Here is a 21,575-nt window from a genome sequence, read left to right as displayed (position 1 = left end):
TAAAAAGCCGCATCACGGTTAGACAAATCAGTCTAAGTGATGCGGCTTTTATTGTGGCAGGTTATAAGTGATTGACGTCCTTACGAACGGGCTTAATCACATGTTTGTCTTGCATGACAACGATCTTGCCATCGGGATGATTCTCGAGTGCTTCTTGCGCCGAAATGACACCCTCAACAGTGAATGGGAAACTCTGGGCGACACGGACGGTGAGGCCCCACTTAACAGCAGCATCCACCAGAAAGGCAAAGGCGTCATGCGTGGAATAATCCTTGGATGGGCCAACCTGAGCAAAACTCACATTAGGCTTGGTCGACAGATCAGGGGTTTGATAGGCAACACTGACATACTTGCCTGTTGGTTTCACCATGGCGACACCAGCACCGTGATCAGCGCCGTTATGCACCGCATTGACGACGTAATCCGCTTGGTTTTCGAATTTGGCACCGACGTCTTCCTTATCATAGGCACCGATTTGGTCAGCACCTAATTGCCGTAATTCGGTATCGTGCTGACTCGATGCGGTCGCAATGACATTTAGCTTCATGAATTTGGCCAATTGCACCAGGACAGAGCCGACACCACCAGCGGCACCTTCGATTGCGATGGTTTCACCGGCTTGCGCATCGAGGAGATAGTGCAAAATATTGTAAGCGGTGATGCCGACTTGAGGCAGGGTTGCCGCATCCAAATAACTGAGTGCCGTGGCTTCTTATAGATTTTTGAGGTTGAGGCCACAACATACTCGCTATAACCGCCGATTGGGCGATAGTTCATGACGATGTCACCTTCAGCAAAATCTGTGACACCTTCGCCGAGTTCGACAACGCGGCCGACAACGTCAGTGCCGGGCACAATTGGGAAAGTCATGGGGCGCATTTCGGCTTGAGCACCAGTTCTAAGCGTCACATCATAGGGATTCATCCCAAATCCCAAGACTTGTAAGAGCACTTGGCCCGGTTTTGGGGTGGGGCGGTCTGCGGTGATGGCCTCAAACACATGGGCATCACCAAACTGATTAAAACCAAAACGAATCATTCACTATCACTCCTTATTCCATTGACCTAAGCGACCGCTAGCGGCAAGCCACTCTTTGGCGCTGGTCAGTTCAGCTTCGTTCAAATTATGCGATTGATCGTGTTTGAAAATATCGACTTGGGCGTGCTGGCCCTTGAGATAGTCTTCAAGGGTTTCAAAGTTGTCCGCCGAAACAATCGGATCATTGCTGCCGTGCGACATCCAGACCTTCACATCACTGAGATCCTGTTCAGAATTGACGGTGGATAGGGCCATCGGATGGAAGAAAATACCGGTGTGGAACGTATCCGCTCGGGTCAAAAGGGCACGAGCGGCGACATTAGCACCATTACTGTAGCCAACAACGATAAACCGTTGATAGTCGATATTGAACTTTTGGCAAAGCTCATTCAGGGTGTCAAACAGCCAAGTGGTTTCATATTCCAAATCGGCGAGATCAAATCCACCGCTCGGGGTGTGCTTGAAGTAGCGGTTCATGCCTTCTTCTTGAACCCGGCCGCGGATGGCTAATAGGGGACTGTCAGCCGAGAGAAAGCGGCCAATCGGTAACAGGTCATCTTCTGAGCCACCTGTCCCATGCAATAAGAGAATTGGGGAGACGTTGGGGTCACCCTCGATAAAACGATAATTAACGTCTGTTTCTGCCATAATAACTCCTTAGTCGTTCGCTTTATTCGTGCCAATCAGTATCAACGGGCTTTAATCCTTTTTCAATTTCAGCGCGTTTGCCTTCTAAGAATGGTGGCAGTTCCAAGTGAATCCCGGCTTCGTCATAAGTTTCATCTTGTAAGAAACCAGGGCCAGCTGTCGCGAGTTCAAAGAGAATCTGTGGCGCAGCACGGAAATAATCGGATTTGAAGTAGAAACGATCAATATAACCGGATTGTGGGAGGCGATATTGACGAATGCGATCAATCCATGTGCCCAATGTTTCGCGGTCTTCCGTATTGAAGGCAGCGTGATGAATATTCCCGTAACCTTCAACAGAAATAGGCAGGTCTTCACGGTGTTCCACGATGACTTGTGCCCCGTGGCCGCCATTACCCACTTCATAGAGGCTGAAGTCACCGGCTTCTTGTAACTTGCTGTAGCCCATGATTTCGGTCAAGACAAAATCCATGTGTTGGAGATTGTAGACGGTCACAGTCACTGGGCCTAAGCCGACAATCGCGAATTCATCGGGCACGTCACTGTGCTTCCAAGGTGTGCCGCCAGCGACACCGGTATTGTGTTCGTCAGAGATCAATTGGAATTGTTGATCGTCTTGGTCGTGGAAGTTGATGATTTTATCACCGAATTGATCGCTGATAGGATCGTGTGCCACGTTGAATTGGTCAAATCGCTTGATCCAGTAATCGAGTGCAGCATCGTTAGGCACACGGAAGCTGGCCCGACTAATCATGTTTGTCCCTTTCTTACCCTTTTCCTGGTTAGGGAAGGTGAAGAAGGTCATGTCAGTGCCGGCCGTTCCCATATCATCGGTGAAATACAGGTGATAAGTGTCTAGCGCATCCTGGTTGACCGTCTTTTTAATCAGGTGCAGGCCGAGCATTTTGCTCATGAAATCAAAATTGTTGTGGGTCACTTGCCATGGCAGTGACGTGGTTCATACCTAGTAATGGATGTTCAATCATGAAAATCGACTCCTTTTGTTTTAAAGTAATTGAGAATTTCTTGTCGCTGAGGTTCAAAGCGCGGTGGCAAGCCGAGTTGTTGGCCCATGGTTTCAAGCGGTTCATCGAGGCTAAAGCCTGGGCTCATAGTCGCAAATTCAATGCGACTGCCATTGGGTTCCAACACATATAGACTCTTGAACCAGCCGCGATCGGCCATTTCTTCTACCGTATAGCCGTGTTGCTTGGCGCGAGTGGCTAGCGTGAGCAGATCGCTATCGGCATCAACAGAAACCGCCAAGTGATCCATACTGCCACGACCAAAACGGTGAACGCCATCGTTTTCGGCCGGGACGATATTGAGCTGACCGGCAACCAATGGCACAGTTGCATCAACCGTTTCATCCAGCATGACACTGAAGAAGGTTTGAGTGGCGTTGACATCTGCTGCCACCACATCGGCACTGAACAGGCCAGTGATCTGGTTGGCGCCTGGAATCTCGTTATCGACCACCGCCTCAGCCGTCAAAGTCTGATCGGTTTCAATGAGCTGAATCGTCACATCGTTTGGGTCGGTGAGGGTGACCATGTTATTTTCAAGTGTGGCCGGACATTGATGGGCCACCAGTCGCTGCTGCCAAAATGCCGCGGTGCCGGTGGGAATCCGCAATCCGATATGATCCAGGTAGCTGCCGTCATTGTAGCGATGGCCGAGGTGTGGCACTTCAAAAAATGTGACGACACTGCCTGGGGTACCGAGATTGTCACCGTAAAAGAGGTGACGCATATGAACGTTTTCTTGATTGACCGTATTCTTGATCAATCGTAGGCCCAAAACACCGGTGTAAAACGCTGTTGTTTGGTCCGCTGATGCGGTTAGAAGTGAAACATGATGCAAGATTGTCACAACCGTTCCCCCTATCAATGATTTGTAGTCTACTCAAAAATAACGTAAAATCAAGCGAATAGATGTTTGCTTTTGGGAATAAATAACAAAATTCGAAATTTCGCATCGATGGTTTCGCTTACAACTAGCCTACCGCAAATACTTGAAAAAAGCCAAGGAAAACCCCGGAGCATTCCGTGCAAAGTCTCGCCATTTCAGCTATAATGAACTGATGCAATTTTATTCGAAAGGTGGACCTGTTGTGAGTTTGATTCAACCAACATGGCTTGTCAGCGCCATTTACAAAATTACGCCAGAGGCTTTGAAGGCACAAGGCATTCAGGTTGTGCTGACTGATTTGGATAATACGTTGATTGCTTGGGATAATCCAGACGGTACTGCGGAACTGCGCCAGTGGCTTGACGCGATGAACCGAGCTGGGATTACTGTGATGGTGGTCTCAAATAATAATCAACAGCGTGTCGCTCGCGCTTTGGCAGCCATCAAGCTGCCGTTTGTTTCACGCGCACTGAAGCCACTTCCTGTGGGAATCAAGAAAGCCATTAAGCACTTGCACGTGAATAAAGACCAAGTGGTGATGGTCGGTGATCAGTTACTGACTGACATCTTAGCCGGTAATCGGGCGGGTATCCGCACGATTCTGGTGCAACCACTGGTCGATACTGATGCGTGGAATACACGGATCAATCGTTTCTTTGAACAATTCGCATTTAAACTGGTTGCTAAGAAGCAACCTGTGACCTATAAGGAGGAACTCGATGACCACAATCGAAACTGAAATGGAACGTTACTGCATTGGCTGCGGCGCTAAGCTGCAAACCACTGATCCAAAAGCGGCCGGTTTTGCCTGCTGCTGCGTTAGCTAAGGCTGACCCTGAAGGCGATATCTACTGCCAGCGTTGTTTCCGACTCCGCCATTACAATGAAGTCGCGGACGTTTCGCTGACGGATGATGATTTCTTGAAGTTATTGAACGCCATTGGTGAAAGTGATGCCTTGATCGTCAATGTGGTCGACATTTTTCGATTTCAACGGGAGTGTGATTCCTGGACTTCATCGATTTGTTGGCAAGAACCCCGTGATTCTGGTTGGGAACAAGGCTGATGTCTTACCCAAGTCAATCAACCAAAAGCGGGTGACAAATTGGCTGACACAACAAGCACATGCACAGGGCTTGCGGCCCATTGCGACCATGTTGACCAGTGCCAAGAATGGGCAGATGGTTGACGAACTGCTCGAAACCATTGAAGAATACCGTGATCACCGCGATGTGTATGTGGTTGGGGTCACCAATACAGGGAAGTCAACCTTAATCAACCGTGTGATCAAGCAACTGACTGGGGTGAGCGATTTGATTACGACATCACGCTTCCCAGGCACAACGCTTGATCGGATTGAAATTCCACTGGATGATGGCCAGTCATTGATTGACACACCAGGGATTATCCATCGCAATCAAATGGCACACTATTTGGGTGCCAAGGACTTGCAGCTAGTCTCACCAACCAAACCGATTCGACCAACTGTGTTCCAACTCAATCCTGAACAGACCATCTTCTTAGGTGGCCTCGCTCGGTTTGATTTTGTTCACGGTCAACGCAACGGTTTCACGGTCTACGTCGATAATCAATTGATGTTGCACCGGACCAAGTTAGAGAATGCGGATGCGTTCTACGAAAAGCATGCGGGTGGGTTACTGACACCACCACAAGCCGACGAAATGGGTGATTTCCCCGAATTAGTCCGGTTTGAATTCACACCAAAAGAAAAGTCTGACCTAGTTTTTGCCGGCTTAGGCTGGATTGTGATTCCAGCAGGCCAAACCGTTGCCGGCTATGCGCCAAAGGGCGTTGACGTCTTGATGCGTAAGGCATTGATCTAGGCGCCTGCCGAATAGAACCTGACACAATAGAGGAGAATATATGTTAACTGGTAAACAGAAACGATTTTTACGGAGCCAAGGCATGACCATGAAACCCTTAATCAATGTGGGGAAGAACGGCATGAGCGAAAGCTTCAGTGATGGTGTGTTAAAGGCCATTGAAACACGTGAACTGATCAAGATCAGTTTGCTGCAAGCTGCCGAAACAACACCCAAAGAGGTCGGTGCGTATTTAGCGGATGCCATCGACGGCCTTGAAGTGGCACAAACCATTGGCCGCACACTTCTGGTCTACCGCAAAGCGACCGATCCTGATAACCGCGATATCTCAACCAAATTGCGAAATTATAGGAAGTGAGCTTGTGAGTCAAACAACAACATTGACCCAACCCGTGATTTCCGTTGCGATGCGGGAACAAATTTTGGGTTTGGATCGCAAGAAACAAGTCGGTATCTTTGGCGGGACATTTAATCCCGTTCACAATGGCCACTTGATCATGGCCGAACAGGTGGGGACACAATTAGGACTTGAGAAAGTCTTTTTATGCCCGACAATAAACCACCTCACAGAGATCCTAAGCGGGCGATTGAAGCGAAGGATCGCGTGGAGATGTTGAAGCGAGCAATTGCGGGGAACCCGCTGTTTGCGCTTGAACTTATTGAGATTCGCCGCGGCGGCGTGAGCTATAGCTACGAAACGATGCTGGCACTCAAAAAGCTGCATCCAGACACCGATTATTATTTTATTATTGGTGCCGATATGGTGAATTATCTGCCGAAGTGGTCTCGAATCGATGAATTGGTTAAACTGGTCACTTTTGTCGGGGTTAAGCGCCCCGGTTACACGCCATCGAGTCAGTATCCCGTTTATGGGTGGATGCACCGGGTATCGATATCAGTTCGACTGATATTCGCCATCGCGTGCAGACCGGCCAGAGCCTGAGATATCTGGTACCGGATCCCGTGATCGATTACATTCAACAGGAGGGACTCTATTTTGACTGACATTACTTATCCAACTGAATTAACCAACGGCTTGAGCCGCGATGATATCATTGCCCGGCTCAAGGAACGACTCGATGATGCGCGATTTGAACACTGCCTGCGCGTTGAAAAAAACGAGCCGCAAGCTTGCCAAGCGTTTCGATGAAGATATCGATCGGGCGGGGCTAGCCGGTTTGTTACACGACTATGCCAAGCAGATTCCAGTGACAGAATATCGACAAGTCATCCAGAATGAGGCTTCGACCAGGCACTGTTGGCATATGGCCGCGGTATCTGGCACGGCATGGTCGGTGTTTGGTTCATTGAACATGAAGTAGGTATTACCGACCATTGGTGTTGCAGGCGATTGAACGCCATACCACCGGTGCGCCTACCATGACACCACTCGATGAGATCACGTTTGTCGCCGATTTCATTGAACCGGCACGCAAGCTCGACGGTGAAGTCGCGGCCAGAAAAGCGGCTGAAACGAGCCTGAGTGACGCGACACTGATTGAATTACAAAACACGCTGACGTATTTGGTTAGCACCAATAAGGTTGTCTATCCCCAAACCTTGTTGACCTATAACGCACTGATTCGTCAGACCAATTGAGATTGATGAATTCCAAAACACAGAAATTAACACGAGGTGAAACATGTTAAGTAGTGAAATGATGTTAGAAACCGCTGTGAAAGCAGCAGATGACAAGCGCGCCGAAGATATTGTCGTGCTTGATATGCGCGAAGTGAGCTTGCTCGCGGATTATTTGTTATCTTGAGCGGTAATTCCGAACGCCAATTACAGGCGATTGTGGATGCCGTCCAGGACAAGGAAGAAGAAGCTGGCGTGATGGTTCGTCATATTGAAGGTCAAAAGAACTCCAAGTGGGTGCTGATGGACTTTGGCGATGTTGTCGTCAACGCCTTCTTGCCTGAAGAACGTGAATTCTACAACCTGGAAAAGCTTTGGCGTGATGCCCCATTAGTTGACGTTGAAGGCTGGATCGAAGGATGATTTACGAAACCTTTGCGCAGGTCTATGACACCTTAATGGATCAGGATCTCTACACGCAATGGCGCGACTATGTGACCAAGCGGGTCCAGCCCAATGGCCAAGCGATGTTAGAACTTGCGGGTGGTTCTGGTAGTCTCGCAGTTTTGCTGGTTCAAGCTGGGTTTAAAGTGACCGACTTTGATCTTTCCGGTGATATGCTGTCACTGGCTGAACAAAGGCGGATGCAGCCAAAATCGAGTTGCCACTGATTCTGGGTGACATGCAGGATCTGACGGACATGCCGACTTATCAGATTGTGACCTGCTTTGATGATTCAGTCTGTTATATGCCAGACATCGATGCAGTCACCAATGTGTTCAAACAGGTTTATTCTGTTTTGGATGCAGGCGGCGACTTCATGTTTGACGCCCATTCGTTGCATCAGATGGATGATTTGTTCCCAGGGTACATGTATAACTATCAGACCGAAGACTATGCCTTCTTGTGGACCAGTTACGAGGGCGAAGTGCCACACAGTGCTGAACACGATTTGACCTTCTTCTTGTATGATGAAAAAATCGATGCCTACAAGCCACTGATTGAAACCCACAAGGAGCGCACGTATCCCGTCGAGGTTTACAAGCAAGCGTTAGTTGAAGCTGGTTTTAACTCAATTGAAGTGACCAGTGACTTCGGGAATGAACCGGTGACAGACACCAGTGTTCGTTGGTTCTTCCACGCTAAAAATGATGCATGCGGTCGGTCTGATTGCTGAGTTCAATCCACTGCACAGTGGTCATCAGTTTGCCCTGCAAAAAGCTCGTCAATTGAGCGGTGCTGATGCGGTGGTGGTCGTGATGTCCGGTAACTTTGTGCAACGCGGCGAGCCAGCAATTTTGGACAAATGGCAACGCACACAACTTGCACTCGATGCCGGTGCCGATGTGGTGGTCGAATTACCGGTGACCAGTTCGGTGCAGGCGGCTGATCAATTTGCCGAAGGTGCCATTGACTTATTGCGTGGGCTGAATGTGCACGCCTTAGCCTTTGGTAGTGAGCAAGCGGATCTGGACTACTTGCAGTTGGCCAAGGACTTAGCTGATATTTCTGGTAGTCAGAACCAGTTTCGCCAGTACAATCAGACTTTTGCGACTCAGCTCAACGAGGCGATTGTACAGCAGACAGGCCAGGCATTAACGGCGCCCAATACCATGTTGGGGCTCGCCTATGCCCGCGCGACGCTGGCCAAAGATTGGCCGATGGCGCTCTATCCTTTTGCCAGGCAGGGCCGTGATCATGACGATCCTGAACTGGACGCTCATAGCGCGAGCGCCAGTGCCATCAGACACGCCTTGCGTCAGCAGCAGCCAGTGCCCGAAGAGGTGTTACCGGCAGCCACACAAGCGATGATAGAGAGGCTCATGCCACTGAATTGGACCACGTTATTTCCACTGCTGCGCTATCGGTTGCAGACCACGCCACTTTCACAGTTGCGGGCAATCTACACCATGAGCGAGGGATTGGAGTATCGCTTGGTCCAACAATTACGACCGGGGCATGATTTTGATGCCTTCCTTGAAGCGATTAAGTCCAAACGCTACACGTATGCGCGGTTGCGGCGACTCGCGCTCTATACAGTGCTTAATCTCACGCAAATGAGATGACATGGGCCGCGGCACATCCGGTGCTGCACGTGTTGGGCTTTTCTGCTGCTGGTCGGGCCTATCTGCATCAAGAAAAAACAAATCAATTTGCCGCTGATTACCAAGGTGAACGCTGCCATGTTACAACCCGATGGTGAGCTGAATCTGGTTAATCGTGCGGATCAATTACTTGAAAATCAAACCAATCGCGCACAGAATTATGGGCGTTTGCCGATTATGCTGCGTGATTAAAGGAGGAAAACGATGTTAAATTGGGCCATTGCCGAATTAATGAAATATAAGGAAACACCGCTGCATTTCACTGAGACGGTTGATGTCAAAGCTGACTTGATCAAACGCGATCCCGAGATTATGGATGTGAGTCCAATCAACGTGGACGGCTATATCAGTTTTGATAAAGGCGATTATCTGGTCAGCGTGACGCTGGCAGGTAGTATCACTGTGCCATCGACGCGGAGTTTAAAGCCCGTCGAATTACCAATGAACTTCACATTCAGTGAAATCTATCTCAGTGATCCTGATCATGCCGATCAGTACGAAGATGGCGAATTACTGATTGAATTGACTGGCGACCGACTTGATCTGGTTTCCGCTGTGGAAGATCACTTGCTGTTGAATATTCCCATGCAAGTGCTGACACCAGAGGAAGCGGCTGATGATGAAATGCCTTCCGGAACTGATTGGGAAGTCATGACTGAATCTGATTACCAGGCAACTCAGGAAGAACAAGCTGAACAACCAAACGCCGCTTTTGCGAAGTTAAAGGATTTGTTTAACGATGATGATGCGCCAGAGGATGACAAATAGCTGCGCGCTTCAGCAATAAATTTTTTGAAAATAATGAGCTGTGAGACCACCATTCGGTGTGTCACAGCTCTTTTTTGACGTAAATATTCTAAAAAACGAAAATGCCTTATGAATGCGTAAAAACTTGCAATAATTAGAGGCCAGATACTTTAATAATTGCGGTTATTCTGCTACCATGAGTAGGCAATATAAAAGATATCATGAGGAGGCATTGTCATGGACCAACCACAATTGGTGTTATTGGTATGGCAGTCATGGGCAAGAATCTTGCCCTTAATATTGAAAGTCGTGGCTATACGGTTGCTGTTTATAATCGGACCGCAAGCAAGACTGAAGAAGTGGTTAAAGATCACCCTGACAAGCATTTAGTTCCTAGTTATACAATTGAAGATTTCGTTAACTCACTTGAAAAGCCTCGTCGTATTTTGATGATGGTTAAGGCCGGTGCCGGTACCGATGCCGTTATCAACGAACTCTTACCATTATTGGATAAGGGTGATGTCTTGATCGATGGTGGGAACACCTTCTTTGAAGACACCATGCGGCGTAACTCCAAGCTCGATGAATCAGGGATTAACTTCATCGGGATGGGTGTTTCCGGTGGTGAATTAGGTGCCTTGGAAGGACCTTCTTTGATGCCAGGTGGCCAAAAAGAAGCTTACGATCTGGTTGCACCAATTCTTGAACAAATCTCAGCTAAGGCTGAAGATGGCGCGCCATGTGTGACCTACATCGGCCCTAATGGTGCTGGACACTATGTGAAGATGGTGCACAACGGGATTGAATACGGCGATATGGAATTAATCGCTGAAAGTTACAACCTGTTACGCAACATGTTAGGTCTCGATGTGAGCGAAATTGCTGACATCTTCGCTGACTGGAACAAGGGCGAACTCGATTCATACTTAATCGACATCACCGCTGATATCCTGACACGTAAGGATGACATGGGTTCAGATAAGCCAATCGTTGATGTTATCTTGGACGCTGCTGGTAACAAGGGGACAGGGAAGTGGAGCTCACAATCTGCCCTCGAACTCGGTGTTCCTCAAGGTGTCATCACCGAATCCGTTTATCAACGTTACATCAGTGCGATGAAGGACGAACGTGTCAACGCAAGCAAGGTATTACCTAAGCCCGTTGGCAACGTGACTGTCGATAAGACCGAAGCTGTTGAAATGATCCGTAAGGCACTCTACTTCAGTAAGTTGATGAGCTATGCGCAAGGGTTTGAACAATTACGCATTGCTTCTGAAAACTATGCCTGGGATATCAACTATGGCGACATGGCTAAGATCTGGCGTGCAGGCTGCATTATCCGTGCGCGTTTCTTACAAAATATCACAGATGCCTACACCAAGGAACCAGCACTGAAGAACTTGCTCTTAGACGATTACTTCCAAACAATCGCTAAGAACTATCAAGAAAGTGTCCGTGACTTAGTTGGGTTAGCTGTTAAGGCTGGTATTCCTGTACCTGGCTTCTCAGCTGCGATTGCTTACTATGATTCTTATCGTAGTGAAGTATTGCCTGCTAACTTGATCCAAGCACAACGCGATTACTTCGGTGCCCACACTTATAACCGTAATGACCGCGATGGTATCTTCCATTACTCATGGTATAAGGAACAATAAACCAATTAATCAAAATAAACACCGATCCTCACCATTCAGTGCAAACTGACTGTGATGGTCGGTGTTTTTGTGTGTCCTCAATGAGGGTCGGCTGAAATGACTCAATTAATATCCTTTATTGTGATAATGTGGGATTTCAAATTAACCCTTTTTTAATCCATATAAAATGGCTAATTTTGACAAGGCGTAACCAGCCCAACCCGGCTACATCGGTATTTCGCAATGCTGTCAAACTGTGTTATAATAATTCGGCGATAAGCTTTCATTAGAATTCGACTGGATGAGAATTTGAAAATGAGAAATAATCCCCGTGGATAACCATGGCGGACCAAGTTAAGGAGCAATTAGATGAGTAAAATCTTAATTATCGAAGACGAGAAGAACCTCGCTCGATTTGTTGAATTGGAATTAAAGCATGAAGGTTATGAGACTGCCGTGCATTTAACGGCCGGACAGGGCTTGAGGCTGCATTAGATGAAGATTGGGATGCCATTTTGCTCGATCTCATGTTGCCAGAACTCAATGGCCTTGAAGTCTGTCGCCGGGTGCGCCAGGTGAAGAATACCCCAATTATTATGATGACAGCGCGTGATTCTGTAATCGATCGTGTTTCTGGTTTGGATCACGGTGCGGATGATTACATCGTTAAGCCATTTGCGATTGAAGAATTATTGGCTCGCTTACGTGCGTTATTACGCCGCATCAATATCGAAGGTGAAAACAACGCTGCGAAGCAAACGACCATTACCTATCGTGATTTAGTCATCGAAAAGGAAAATCGTGTGGTGCGTCGTGGTGATGATATCATCGAGCTTACCAAGCGTGAATATGAACTGTTACTGACATTGATGGAAAACATTAATGTTGTTTTGGCGCGTGATGTGTTGTTGAGCAAGGTCTGGGGCTACAATTCAGACGTTGAAACCAATGTTGTCGATGTCTACGTGCGTTATATCCGGAACAAGATTGATCGCCCAGGCGAACCTAGCTATATTCAGACGGTACGGGGAACCGGCTACGTAATGCGGTCCTAATCGTTGAAACGACTGACTAAAAAACGGAACAACCAGAAACACATCGCCGTATTTCACTGAAAGTGAAGTGGGCGCTGACGGTGGGAATTGGTATTTTCATCACGTTTCTGGTTTTTTCAATGGTGGTCTATGGTGCCACTCGTCAAATTCTGGTCGCGCAAGAACGCAATACGGTCAAGGACACGGTCAATGCCGTGGTTCAGCGTCTCTCCCCGGTTCGCTCAAACTTGACGGTCGCTGACGTGGTGCCAAGAATTGATGTCAGTAGTGCGCAGGACAAGGATGATCCGGCCGCTGGCGCAATGCCAACGGAAACCAGTCACTCCTCGCTATTTTCGGATTCCGTTCTCCAGAAGTTGTCGCGTGAAGATATCACGGTTTCTGTGTATGATCGCTCGGGGACCTATGTCTTTACGTCGCACAACGCGAGTGTTGACTTGAAAAAAGTTAGCGACTTGCAATTGAGTGATGAGGTCAACGGTGACTTTGATGGAATCGTGGGCCGCGCACCTGTACATTCCGGTTCGACCGGTAAGCTCATCGGCTACATTCAGGTCACCGATGCGATGAATGCCTTTCACGTGACGATGCGCAAGATTACCGCTGTGATCTATGCGAGTTCGATTTTGCGCTATTATTCTCCATGTTGCTGGGTTATGTCTTAGCATCGCGCTTCCTGAAGCCAATCAAGCGCATCACTGACACGATTGATATCGTCAATGAAGAGCCACAATCGTCTGTGCGGATTCCAGAACTCAAGCATCACGATGAATTGGCCGATTTGGTGGTTGAATTCAATGGCATGTTGGATCGCATGCAACACTACATTGACCAGCAGAGTGATTTCGTGCAAGACGTTTCGCACGAATTGCGGACACCTGTCGCTATTTTGGAAGGGCATCTCCAGCTGTTGAATCGCTGGGGTAAGGATGATCCTGAAGTGTTAGAAGAATCGTTGTCTGCTTCGCTTCAGGAAATCACGCGGATGAAGAGCTTGATTCAAGAAATGCTCGATCTCACCCGTGCGGACCAAGTTGATATCCAATTTCCAAATGCTGTGACAGACATTCATCAGATCCTGCAACAGGTCGTGAATGATTTTCGGATGATTCATCCGGACTTCACGTTTACGTTTTGATGATGCGCTGGAAGGCGAAACGTTTGTCCGCATGTATCGCAATCACGTTGAACAGGTCTTAATTATTCTGATGGATAATGCGGTCAAGTATTCCACAAGTCGTAAAGAAATTCATATCTCCGCTGCTAACGAAGAAGAAGGGGTGGCCATGGCCATTCAAGACTTCGGTGAGGGGATCAGCCCTGAAGATCGCAAACGGGTCTTCAATCGCTTCTATCGCGTTGATAAGGCGCGGAGCCGCGAAAAGGGTGGTAACGGCTTAGGCCTTGCGATTGCGCAACAACTGATTGAGAACTATAAGGGTACGATTGAAGTTGATTCCGCATTGGGGCATGGCTCTGTTTTCCGGGTCAATCTGCCTGTGATTACAAGCAATCAAGCAGCCGAGCTTCGGCGTCAAGCCAATTTGGCAGAACAAAAATGAAATCCACTGAAATTCATAGTGAACTGTAAGATTAGGCTGTGACAAAAGATGCTTTTGGAACGCGACTCATCGATATTGTTCGACATTTGAAAACCCAACAAAATACCCCGAGATTAAACCACGTGGTTTGATCTCGGGGTATTTGTTATATCATTTTGCGCATTGATTAGTGATGCCGCTGTTGCTTACCCGCATTGCGATTACGGTTGCGGTTGCTTTCACTGTTGGTCGAGGCAGCGTTATTTGCGTTACCCTTGGCAGCAGGTGCGCTCGCGTTTTGCTTATCGAATGTGTGTTCATCGACAACAATCACAGGTGGGTTTTCGGCCATTTCGGCATCCAAGCGTTTGCGGATGGATGGGGTGATGACGTATGTAACAATCACTTGTTGAATCAAGATAATCAGACCACCGGCCAAGAAGTACAAGCCGAGTCCTGCAGGTGACATCAAACAGAAGAAGAAGGTCATCCCAGGTGAGAGCCACATGGTTGTCCGCATGGCTTTCTTCTGATCTTCAGAGACACCCTGCATCATGATGTAACTCTGGGCGACGTATAACAGGGTCGCGATAATCGTCACAATCATGTTGGGTTTCCCTAATTGAATCCCAAAGAAAGTACTGTTAGAAATTTCAGTCGAGTAAGCCACCGCTTGATACAAGCCGGAGAAGATTGGCAATTGAATCAAAATTGTCAAACAGCCCATTGGCGGAATCATGCTGGTGCCGTTTTCCTTGTAGACACGCTGCATCAGCTGATTGACCTGCATCTGTTCTTCAGGTGTTGTGGCTTTCTTCATCTGAGCTTGCACGATGTCTAATTGCGGCTTCAAGAGCTTGGTCTTTTCTTGTGAGATAGTCATGTTCTTTTGCTGATTCAACATCAGCGGTAACAGAATCATCCGCACAACCAAGGTGATCAGGATAATGGCAATCCCATAACCGTTAGGACCACTGAAGAAGCCTGAAATCCACTCCATCAAGTGTTGCAAAGGTTGCGCAATATACTTGTACAAGGTCCCGTTAAAGAAGTCTGTTGGTGGCTTACGCACACCGTTTTTGTGGTGGTTTGACCACAGGCAGCTAAAAACAATGCCAGCGAGCTAATCCCGCCGACGGTTAGCCATCGTTTCAATTTCGTCATTGTGTCTGTCCCTTCATTAATGAATATCGTTTTAACTATACTTGAAGCCGTAAAGGGTTTCAACCGATGACATCAAAATTTTTGAACGTCGGAACAGGGTCGAGTGGGGTTGCCTGATAATCACTCACGCGACCACTCGGTGTTGGGCTCGCCTTCACTGCTGCTTCAAATTGAGCCAGTTGGTCACTCGCTCCCACCGCATAAATTTCGACCGAACCATCCATTTGGTTGGCGACCGTGCCCGTGATGTGGAGTTTGGCCGCGACCATCTTGGTCATCCAGCGAAAGCCAACCCCCTGAACGCGCCCGGAAACAATAATGTGGACACCGTTTGTTGCCATTTGTCTCACCTCGCAATAGTTTATCATTAGTGTAGCATATTCATGCGCATCTGAACTCAGACTGAAGTATGGTATACTGGACTTCAGCTAAGAAGGGCAGGGACATTATGGAATACATTTCATCACCAAAAATGACAAGATTAAGCAAGCTAAGAAGTTAACAACCCACAAGTATCAAAAAGAGGCACAACTTTACCTATTAGAAGGCTGGCACTTGGTTCAAGAAGCCGTTAATTCCGGCGAACAACCAAAAGCCATTTATGCGACAAACAAGTTTTTAGAGATGCGCGAACTCAAGCCATTCTATAACAAGATCACCGAAATCTCAGAAGATGTGGCCAGTCACTTGAGCGATACCAAGTCACCACAAGGTATTTTCGCCATCATGCCACGGCAATTGGCAACACTCGATGCCCCACTGCACGGCCAATATCTCTTACTCGACGGCATTCAAGATCCCGGTAATGTCGGGACACTGGTTCGGACAGCGGATGCAGCCGGCATCAAGACCGTTGTTTTCGGTCACCAAACCGCTGATCCATTCGGCGCCAAAGTGACGCGGGCGATGCAGGGGAGCCAATTCCACCTGAATATTGTGCAGGAAAAATTAACGACCGTGGTCAAACAATTGAAGCAAGCTGATATTCCCGTTTATGGGACTGAGCTCAATCCACAGGCGGTGCCATATCGTTCGGTTGAAGCTGCTCCTCAATTTGGTTTGATCGTGGGTAACGAAGGCAATGGGATGCAACAGATTCTGTTGGATCAAACCACAGCCAACTTGTACATTCCTATCAAGGGGAAGGCCGAATCACTGAATGTGGCCATTGCCGCTGCTGTTGTGATGTTCCATCTGGTCGGTGATTAAAAAATAGTTAAGCCGGTTAATTTGCTATCACTTTTTGCGGAAGCTGATATAATGCAGGTGTGTTGAATCTTAGCGCACAAAAGGAGCTTTTGAATGGTCAAAGATACTGATTGGTTGAATGATTCCGAATATATGAGCTATGTGCAAGATCTTCTGGATCGACCAGAAGTGCAGCAACTGAAAGAATATACGCAACATCATTATTCGAATCGGCTGGAGCACTCGATCCATGTGTCCTATCAGAGTTACCAAATCGCCAAGCGCTGGCACCTCGATGCCAAAGCAACTGCGCGTGCTGGTTTGTTGCACGATATGTTCTATTACGATTGGCGGACAACAAAGTTCTCATTAGGTACACACGCCTACATCCATCCACGCATTGCCTTGCGCAACGCTGAAAAATAACCGAGCTATCACCCAAAGAAAAAGACATTATCGTCAAGCACATGTGGGGGGCAACAATCGGCTTACCTAAGTATGCCGAGAGTTATATCGTCTCATTGGTTGATGATTACGCTGCAATGGATGAAGTTGTGAGCCCTTGGTGGCAAAAAGTACGGCACCCATCACAATTGTTGGCCAGCCGTTCAACGGATTAGACATCCTTTGGCATGCACGTCGAAGCTGTGACTCAGTCATAGCTTCTTTTTTGTGCGCATAGTATTGCCTAATCGAGTGCCAAAAGCATAGAATTCCGGTTAACCAGCATCATGGCACATCCTAAGTTCAGGATTTAGCCATGTTGCCTGTTAATCCTCATTCTATAACCGCCTTTTGTCTCATCTTCTTCTTTTTTATGACTGAAATGATGGTGCTTGTTTTTTACGCCGTTGCGGTATACTTGGTACTATCAAAATGTAAGTGATTGGTAGATATAGGAGGAAACAACATGGAGAAAACCGTTACTGTTGACTGTACGCAACAATCCGATCTGAGCATCTGCCCTAAGTTTCAACAGACGTTCACGATCCTTGGTAAGAAGTGGAATGGCTTAATTTTGGAAGTCTTACTTCAAAATGGCCCATCTCGCTTCAAGGATATTGCGAAGTCTGTTGCGAAGTGCTCCGACCGCGTGTTGGTCGAACGTTTGAAGGAACTTGAGGGTCAAGGCTTGGTTAATCGTGAGACCCATGAAGACTCCGCATTGATTGAATACTCATTGACTGCCAAAGGGGCTGCACTTCAAGATGTGATGGAAGCAGCACACACTTGGGGTGACACCTGGATTAGCGATCAAGAATGCTAATCTGCGTCCTGATTTCACGAGCGTAACTTGTTTTGTCTCTTCATATTTGGTATATTGTTCCTAATTAAATCGTTTAAATACTAGGATAAAAGTTCAAGTGTGCGGCGCAGCCAGGGAAGATTCACCATTGACTGCAAGTGATCGATGCGCTTATCACCTGTTTTCGCTTTTTGAGTAGCCTTCTGAGACAGATTGTTTAGGAAGCGCCGGTCCATGCCGTTATGTTGTTGAGTGCACAGGCTTAGTCTGTGAACAAGGGTGGTACCGCGATGCTTCGTCCCTTTTTGGGGCGGAGCTTTTTTTGTGCGTAAAAGTGCATGTTGGATCACTAAAAATGATCACTTGCACATTAAAAAGGAGGATTTTATGGATTTAGAACAAAAGCTAGAAGAACTGTCAAAGCGCAGTCATGACAGAATCCAAGAGATTACTGATCTCAAGGAATTAAATGATATTCGCGTTAGCTTGTTAGGAAAAAAGGTCCCATTACTGAAATTTTGCGCGGAATGAAGGATCTCGATAAAACTGAACGGCCTAAGGTGGGTGCCTTCGCCAATAAAGTGCGGGACCAACTGACCGAGTCTCTGCAAAGTCGTAAGGAAGCACTCGAAACAGCCGTTATTGAGCAACAACTGGCCTCTGAAAAATCGACGTGACCTTACCTGGGAACCAAGACCAACGCGGTGTCAGCCACGTTATCGTGCAAATGATGGATGATTTGGAAGACTTCTTCATGGGCATGGGTTACCAAGTGGTCTCAGGTCCAGAAGTGGAAGAAGATCACTATAACTTCGAGATGATGAACATTCCTGCCAATCACCCCGCACGGGACATGCAAGATACGTTCTACATCAACAATGAATTATTGATGCGGACACATACGAGTCCTGTCCAAGCACGGACACTCGAGAAGCATGACTTCAGCCAGGGCCCACTCAAAATGATCAGTCCAGGCCGCGTTTATCGTCGCGATACCGATGATGCGACGCACAGTCATCAATTCCACCAACTAGAAGGATTGGTCGTCGATAAGCACATCACCATGGCCGATTTGAAGGGGACCTTACTCGCATTGAGTAAGCATGTTTTTGGACAAGATCGCGAAATTCGCTTACGTCCCAGTTACTTCCCATTCACAGAACCATCCGTTGAAGTGGACGTGACCTGTTTCCGCTGTGGCGGTAAAGGCTGTGCGGTATGTAAGTATACCGGTTGGATCGAAGTTTTAGGTGCCGGTATGGTGCATCCCAATGTGTTACGCAACGCCGGTGTTGACACGGATGTATACGGTGGTTTTGCCTTTGGTCTTGGCCCTGACCGATTCGCCATGCTCAAGTATGGGATCGACGATATTCGGAGCTTCTACCAGAATGACTTACGCTTCTTAAACCAGTTCAAACAGGAGGGCTAGCATGGACGTTTCATATGAATGGTTACAGGAATTAGTAGATGTGCCAGTAACACCAGAAGAACTGGCTGACAAAGTATCACGCACCGGGATTGAAGTGGCCAATGTCCATCACCCCGATAAAGGGTTAAAAAAGATTGTTGTGGGGCATATTTTGAGTATGGAACCACATCCTGACTCCGATCACTTACAGGTGACACAAGTGGATGTCGGCGAAGAAGAACCTCGACAAATCATCTGTGGCGCACCCAACGTCGCTGCCGGGCAAACCGTGATTGTTGCTTTACCTGGCGCGCGGATTGCAGACAACATCAAGATTAAAAAAGGCAAGATTCGTGGCGTTGAAAGCCTCGGCATGATCTGTGCCTTACAAGAAATTGGTTACCCTGAAAATGTCGTGCCAAAAGCATACGCTAAGGGGATTTATGTCTTTAACGAAGCACTCAAGCCTGGGAGCGACGCACTCGCTGCCTTGGGCATGACCGATGCTATTTTGGATTTTGAAATCACCCCTAACCGTGCGGATGCATTAGGCATGCGCGGTGTGGCATGGGAAGTTGGTGCCACTTATGGCAATGTGCCACATTTTAATGACGGGGACGTTAACGAAACCGGCAAGCCTGTGAGTGATTATCTCAGTGCTGTCGTTGACAATCCAGAAGATGCACCGAGTTACCAGATGCGCGTGATTGACAACGTCACCATCAAAGAGAGTCCACTCTGGTTGCAACGTCGGCTCTGGAACGCGGGCATTCGGCCAACCAATAATGTGGTCGATGTCACCAACCTGATCATGTTAGGGTTCGGGCAGCCACTTCACGCGTTTGATTACGACGCCTTAGGCAGCAAAGAAATTCGCGTGCGCCGTGCCCAAGCACAAGAAAAATTCACCACGCTTGACGGCAATGAACACGAACTCGATACAGAAGATATTGTCATCACAAATGGCCAGCAACCAGTTGCTCTGGCTGGTGTCATGGGTGGCTTGAATTCTGAAGTGACAGACGGCACGAAGACTGTTGTGCTGGAATCCGCTAAGTTTGCGCCCGTTAATGTGCGTAAAACCGCATTGAAGTACAACTTGCGCTCCCAAGCATCCGCTCGTTTTGAAAAGGGTATCGATGTTGCTAGCATCAATGAAGCCTTGGATCAAGCAGCACGGCTCATCGCTGAACTGAGCGATGGTGATATTGCGCAAGGACACATTTCAGCCAGTGCGATCAAGGCTGAAGACACCATCGTTAATATCACTTTGGCACGCATCAATCACGTGTTAGGGACTGATTTGGATGTGGCCGCTATCACCAAGATCTTTGAACAGTTGGGCTTTGGGGTTCGCGTTGAAGACGGCCTCTTCAGTGTCGCTGTGCCACCACGCCGTTGGGATATCGCGATTGAAGCTGATTTGATCGAAGAAGTTGCACGGATTTATGGCTACGACAACTTACCAAGCACACTGCCAACAACCACCTTGACAATCGGTGAATTGACACCGGTTCAAGCACGAATCAAGCGCTCTCGGCAATTGTTAGAAGCCAGCGGCCTCACTCAGGCCATCAGCTATGGGTTAACCAGCAGTGAAAAGGCCGAATGGTTCAAGCTGCAAGCCAGCGAAGCCACCGTTTTAGACTTCCCAATGACGGAAGATCACAAGGTGTTGCGGATGAACTTGGTGTCAGGGTTACTCGATGCCATCGCGTACAACGTGGCCCGCAGTGAAAAGAATGTGGCCTTGTATGAACAAGGTCGTGTCTTCTTGACCTCGACTGGTCACACCCGCCCAACAGAACGCGAATATCTGGCTGGTGCGATTACCGGTGAAGTAATCGATAAGACATGGCATGAAACCAGTGCGAGTGTTGATTTCTATTACATCAAGGGCATTGTTGAACGGCTGCTGAATGACTTCAATCTGGTTGAACCCGTTACTTATCAAGCAGACAGCAGTGATGACCGCATGCATCCCGGTCAAACAGCATCAATCTACTTGGGTAGTCAAAAGATTGGACTCGTCGGGCGGTTACATCCCGCCTTTGAACGCGAACAGGGCTTACCCGCAACGTTCGTCTTTGAAATTGATCTGGAACCATTATTCGTCGCTGATAAGAATGCCATTATCGCGCAACCAGCACCTAAGTACCCAAGCATGACGCGTGATATGGCCCTCATGGTGGCTGAATCAGTCACCAATGATCAGATTGAATCCGTGATTCGTGCCCACAGTGGCAAGTTCTTGCAGGCAATTACCCTGTTTGATGTCTATGCCGGTGAACACATTGAAGCGGGCCAAAAGAGTTTGGCGTACACGTTGACCTATCGTCGTGATGATCAAACACTGACAGAAGAAGAAGTCACCGAAGCCTTCACCCAGGTAACCACGGCATTAGTAGATGAATTAAATGTTACAATTCGCTAAAATCTGGTTTTAGATCGCTTTTTATAGGTGTT

9 protein-coding genes and 14 pseudogenes are annotated in these 21,575 nt (G+C 47.8%); 17 read left to right on the top strand and 6 right to left on the bottom strand.

What is annotated here, in order from left to right; all coding sequences use genetic code 11:
• Nucleotides 1-61 precede the first annotated feature (61 nt).
• From JCM17471_RS11340 to JCM17471_RS11325, 4 genes and pseudogenes are all read right to left on the bottom strand, one after another.
• A pseudogene (locus JCM17471_RS11340) lies at nt 62-1,038 on the bottom strand (NADP-dependent oxidoreductase).
• A gap of 6 nt (nt 1,039-1,044) precedes the next feature.
• Entirely contained in the window at nt 1,045-1,686 is a 642-nt protein-coding gene (locus JCM17471_RS11335) for an alpha/beta hydrolase (RefSeq protein WP_054777963.1), read from the bottom strand.
• 22 nt (nt 1,687-1,708) lie between these two features.
• Nucleotides 1,709-2,672: pseudogene (locus JCM17471_RS11330) on the bottom strand (ring-cleaving dioxygenase).
• The gene (locus JCM17471_RS11325) at nt 2,665-3,558 is read right to left on the bottom strand and encodes a VOC family protein (RefSeq protein ID WP_054777962.1); all 894 of its coding nucleotides are present in this window, start codon (nt 3,556-3,558) and stop codon (nt 2,665-2,667) included. Before JCM17471_RS11325 ends, JCM17471_RS11330 begins: the two are co-directional and overlap by 8 nt.
• A gap of 211 nt (nt 3,559-3,769) precedes the next feature.
• Here JCM17471_RS11325 and JCM17471_RS11320 point away from each other — a divergent pair, with 211 nt between their 5' ends.
• The 12 genes and pseudogenes from JCM17471_RS11320 (at nt 3,770) to JCM17471_RS11265 (ending at nt 14,121) form a co-directional block, all read left to right on the top strand.
• Nucleotides 3,770-4,336, top strand: coding sequence for a YqeG family HAD IIIA-type phosphatase (locus JCM17471_RS11320; protein ID WP_054777965.1), 567 nt, complete (start codon nt 3,770-3,772; stop codon nt 4,334-4,336).
• A pseudogene (gene yqeH / locus JCM17471_RS11315) lies at nt 4,317-5,440 on the top strand (ribosome biogenesis GTPase YqeH). Before JCM17471_RS11320 ends, yqeH begins: the two are co-directional and overlap by 20 nt.
• Nucleotides 5,441-5,480: 40 nt before the next feature.
• A complete protein-coding gene (locus JCM17471_RS11310; protein ID WP_054777961.1) occupies nt 5,481-5,798 on the top strand; it encodes a YhbY family RNA-binding protein in 318 nt (105 codons plus the stop codon).
• 49 nt (nt 5,799-5,847) lie between these two features.
• Nucleotides 5,848-6,445, top strand: a pseudogene (locus tag JCM17471_RS11305) (nicotinate-nucleotide adenylyltransferase).
• Nucleotides 6,438-7,039, top strand: a pseudogene (gene yqeK / locus JCM17471_RS11300) (bis(5'-nucleosyl)-tetraphosphatase (symmetrical) YqeK). Before JCM17471_RS11305 ends, yqeK begins: the two co-directional pseudogenes overlap by 8 nt.
• Nucleotides 7,040-7,082: 43 nt before the next feature.
• Nucleotides 7,083-7,441, top strand: a pseudogene (gene rsfS, locus JCM17471_RS11295) (ribosome silencing factor).
• A pseudogene (locus JCM17471_RS11290) lies at nt 7,438-8,195 on the top strand (class I SAM-dependent DNA methyltransferase). The pseudogenes rsfS and JCM17471_RS11290 overlap by 4 nt, the downstream one beginning before the upstream one ends.
• On the top strand, nt 8,140-9,084 hold the full coding sequence (locus tag JCM17471_RS11285; protein ID WP_225354281.1) for a nucleotidyltransferase family protein: 945 nt from the start codon (nt 8,140-8,142) through the stop codon (nt 9,082-9,084). Before JCM17471_RS11290 ends, JCM17471_RS11285 begins: the two are co-directional and overlap by 56 nt.
• Nucleotides 9,085-9,327: 243 nt before the next feature.
• Nucleotides 9,328-9,891, top strand: a complete 564-nt coding sequence (locus tag JCM17471_RS11280) for a YceD family protein (RefSeq protein WP_054777960.1) — start codon at nt 9,328-9,330, stop codon at nt 9,889-9,891.
• 216 nt (nt 9,892-10,107) lie between these two features.
• Nucleotides 10,108-11,525 (top strand): annotated as a pseudogene (gene gnd / locus JCM17471_RS11275) (NADP-dependent phosphogluconate dehydrogenase).
• A gap of 348 nt (nt 11,526-11,873) precedes the next feature.
• Nucleotides 11,874-12,559 (top strand): annotated as a pseudogene (locus JCM17471_RS11270) (response regulator transcription factor).
• A 50-nt stretch (nt 12,560-12,609) separates the two neighbouring features.
• A pseudogene (locus JCM17471_RS11265) lies at nt 12,610-14,121 on the top strand (sensor histidine kinase).
• Nucleotides 14,122-14,287: 166 nt separating this feature from the next.
• On the opposite strand, the pseudogene yidC reads toward JCM17471_RS11265, so the two are convergent.
• Nucleotides 14,288-15,264, bottom strand: a pseudogene (gene yidC / locus JCM17471_RS11260) (membrane protein insertase YidC).
• 59 nt (nt 15,265-15,323) lie between these two features.
• Nucleotides 15,324-15,605: an acylphosphatase gene (locus JCM17471_RS11255; protein ID WP_054777958.1), complete on the bottom strand. Its 282-nt coding sequence runs from the start codon at nt 15,603-15,605 to the stop codon at nt 15,324-15,326.
• A 107-nt stretch (nt 15,606-15,712) separates the two neighbouring features.
• Here JCM17471_RS11255 and JCM17471_RS11250 point away from each other — a divergent pair.
• The 5 genes and pseudogenes from JCM17471_RS11250 (at nt 15,713) to pheT (ending at nt 21,543) form a co-directional block, all read left to right on the top strand.
• Nucleotides 15,713-16,473, top strand: a pseudogene (locus tag JCM17471_RS11250) (TrmH family RNA methyltransferase).
• Between the two features lie 93 nt (nt 16,474-16,566).
• Nucleotides 16,567-17,072, top strand: a pseudogene (locus JCM17471_RS11245) (HD domain-containing protein).
• Between the two features lie 290 nt (nt 17,073-17,362).
• Nucleotides 17,363-17,719 carry a winged helix-turn-helix transcriptional regulator gene (locus tag JCM17471_RS11240; protein WP_054777957.1) on the top strand — a complete coding sequence of 119 codons (357 nt, stop codon included), beginning with the start codon at nt 17,363-17,365 and terminating at the stop codon, nt 17,717-17,719.
• A 366-nt stretch (nt 17,720-18,085) separates the two neighbouring features.
• Nucleotides 18,086-19,130, top strand: a pseudogene (gene pheS / locus JCM17471_RS11235) (phenylalanine--tRNA ligase subunit alpha).
• A gap of 1 nt (nt 19,131) precedes the next feature.
• The gene (gene pheT, locus JCM17471_RS11230) at nt 19,132-21,543 is read left to right on the top strand and encodes a phenylalanine--tRNA ligase subunit beta (protein WP_054777956.1); all 2,412 of its coding nucleotides are present in this window, start codon (nt 19,132-19,134) and stop codon (nt 21,541-21,543) included.
• Nucleotides 21,544-21,575 lie beyond the last annotated feature (32 nt).

Source organism: Lacticaseibacillus saniviri JCM 17471 = DSM 24301, from assembly GCF_001311785.1.
Lineage (GTDB): Bacteria > Bacillota > Bacilli > Lactobacillales > Lactobacillaceae > Lacticaseibacillus > Lacticaseibacillus saniviri.
This window is presented reverse-complemented; position numbering and strand designations above follow the sequence as displayed.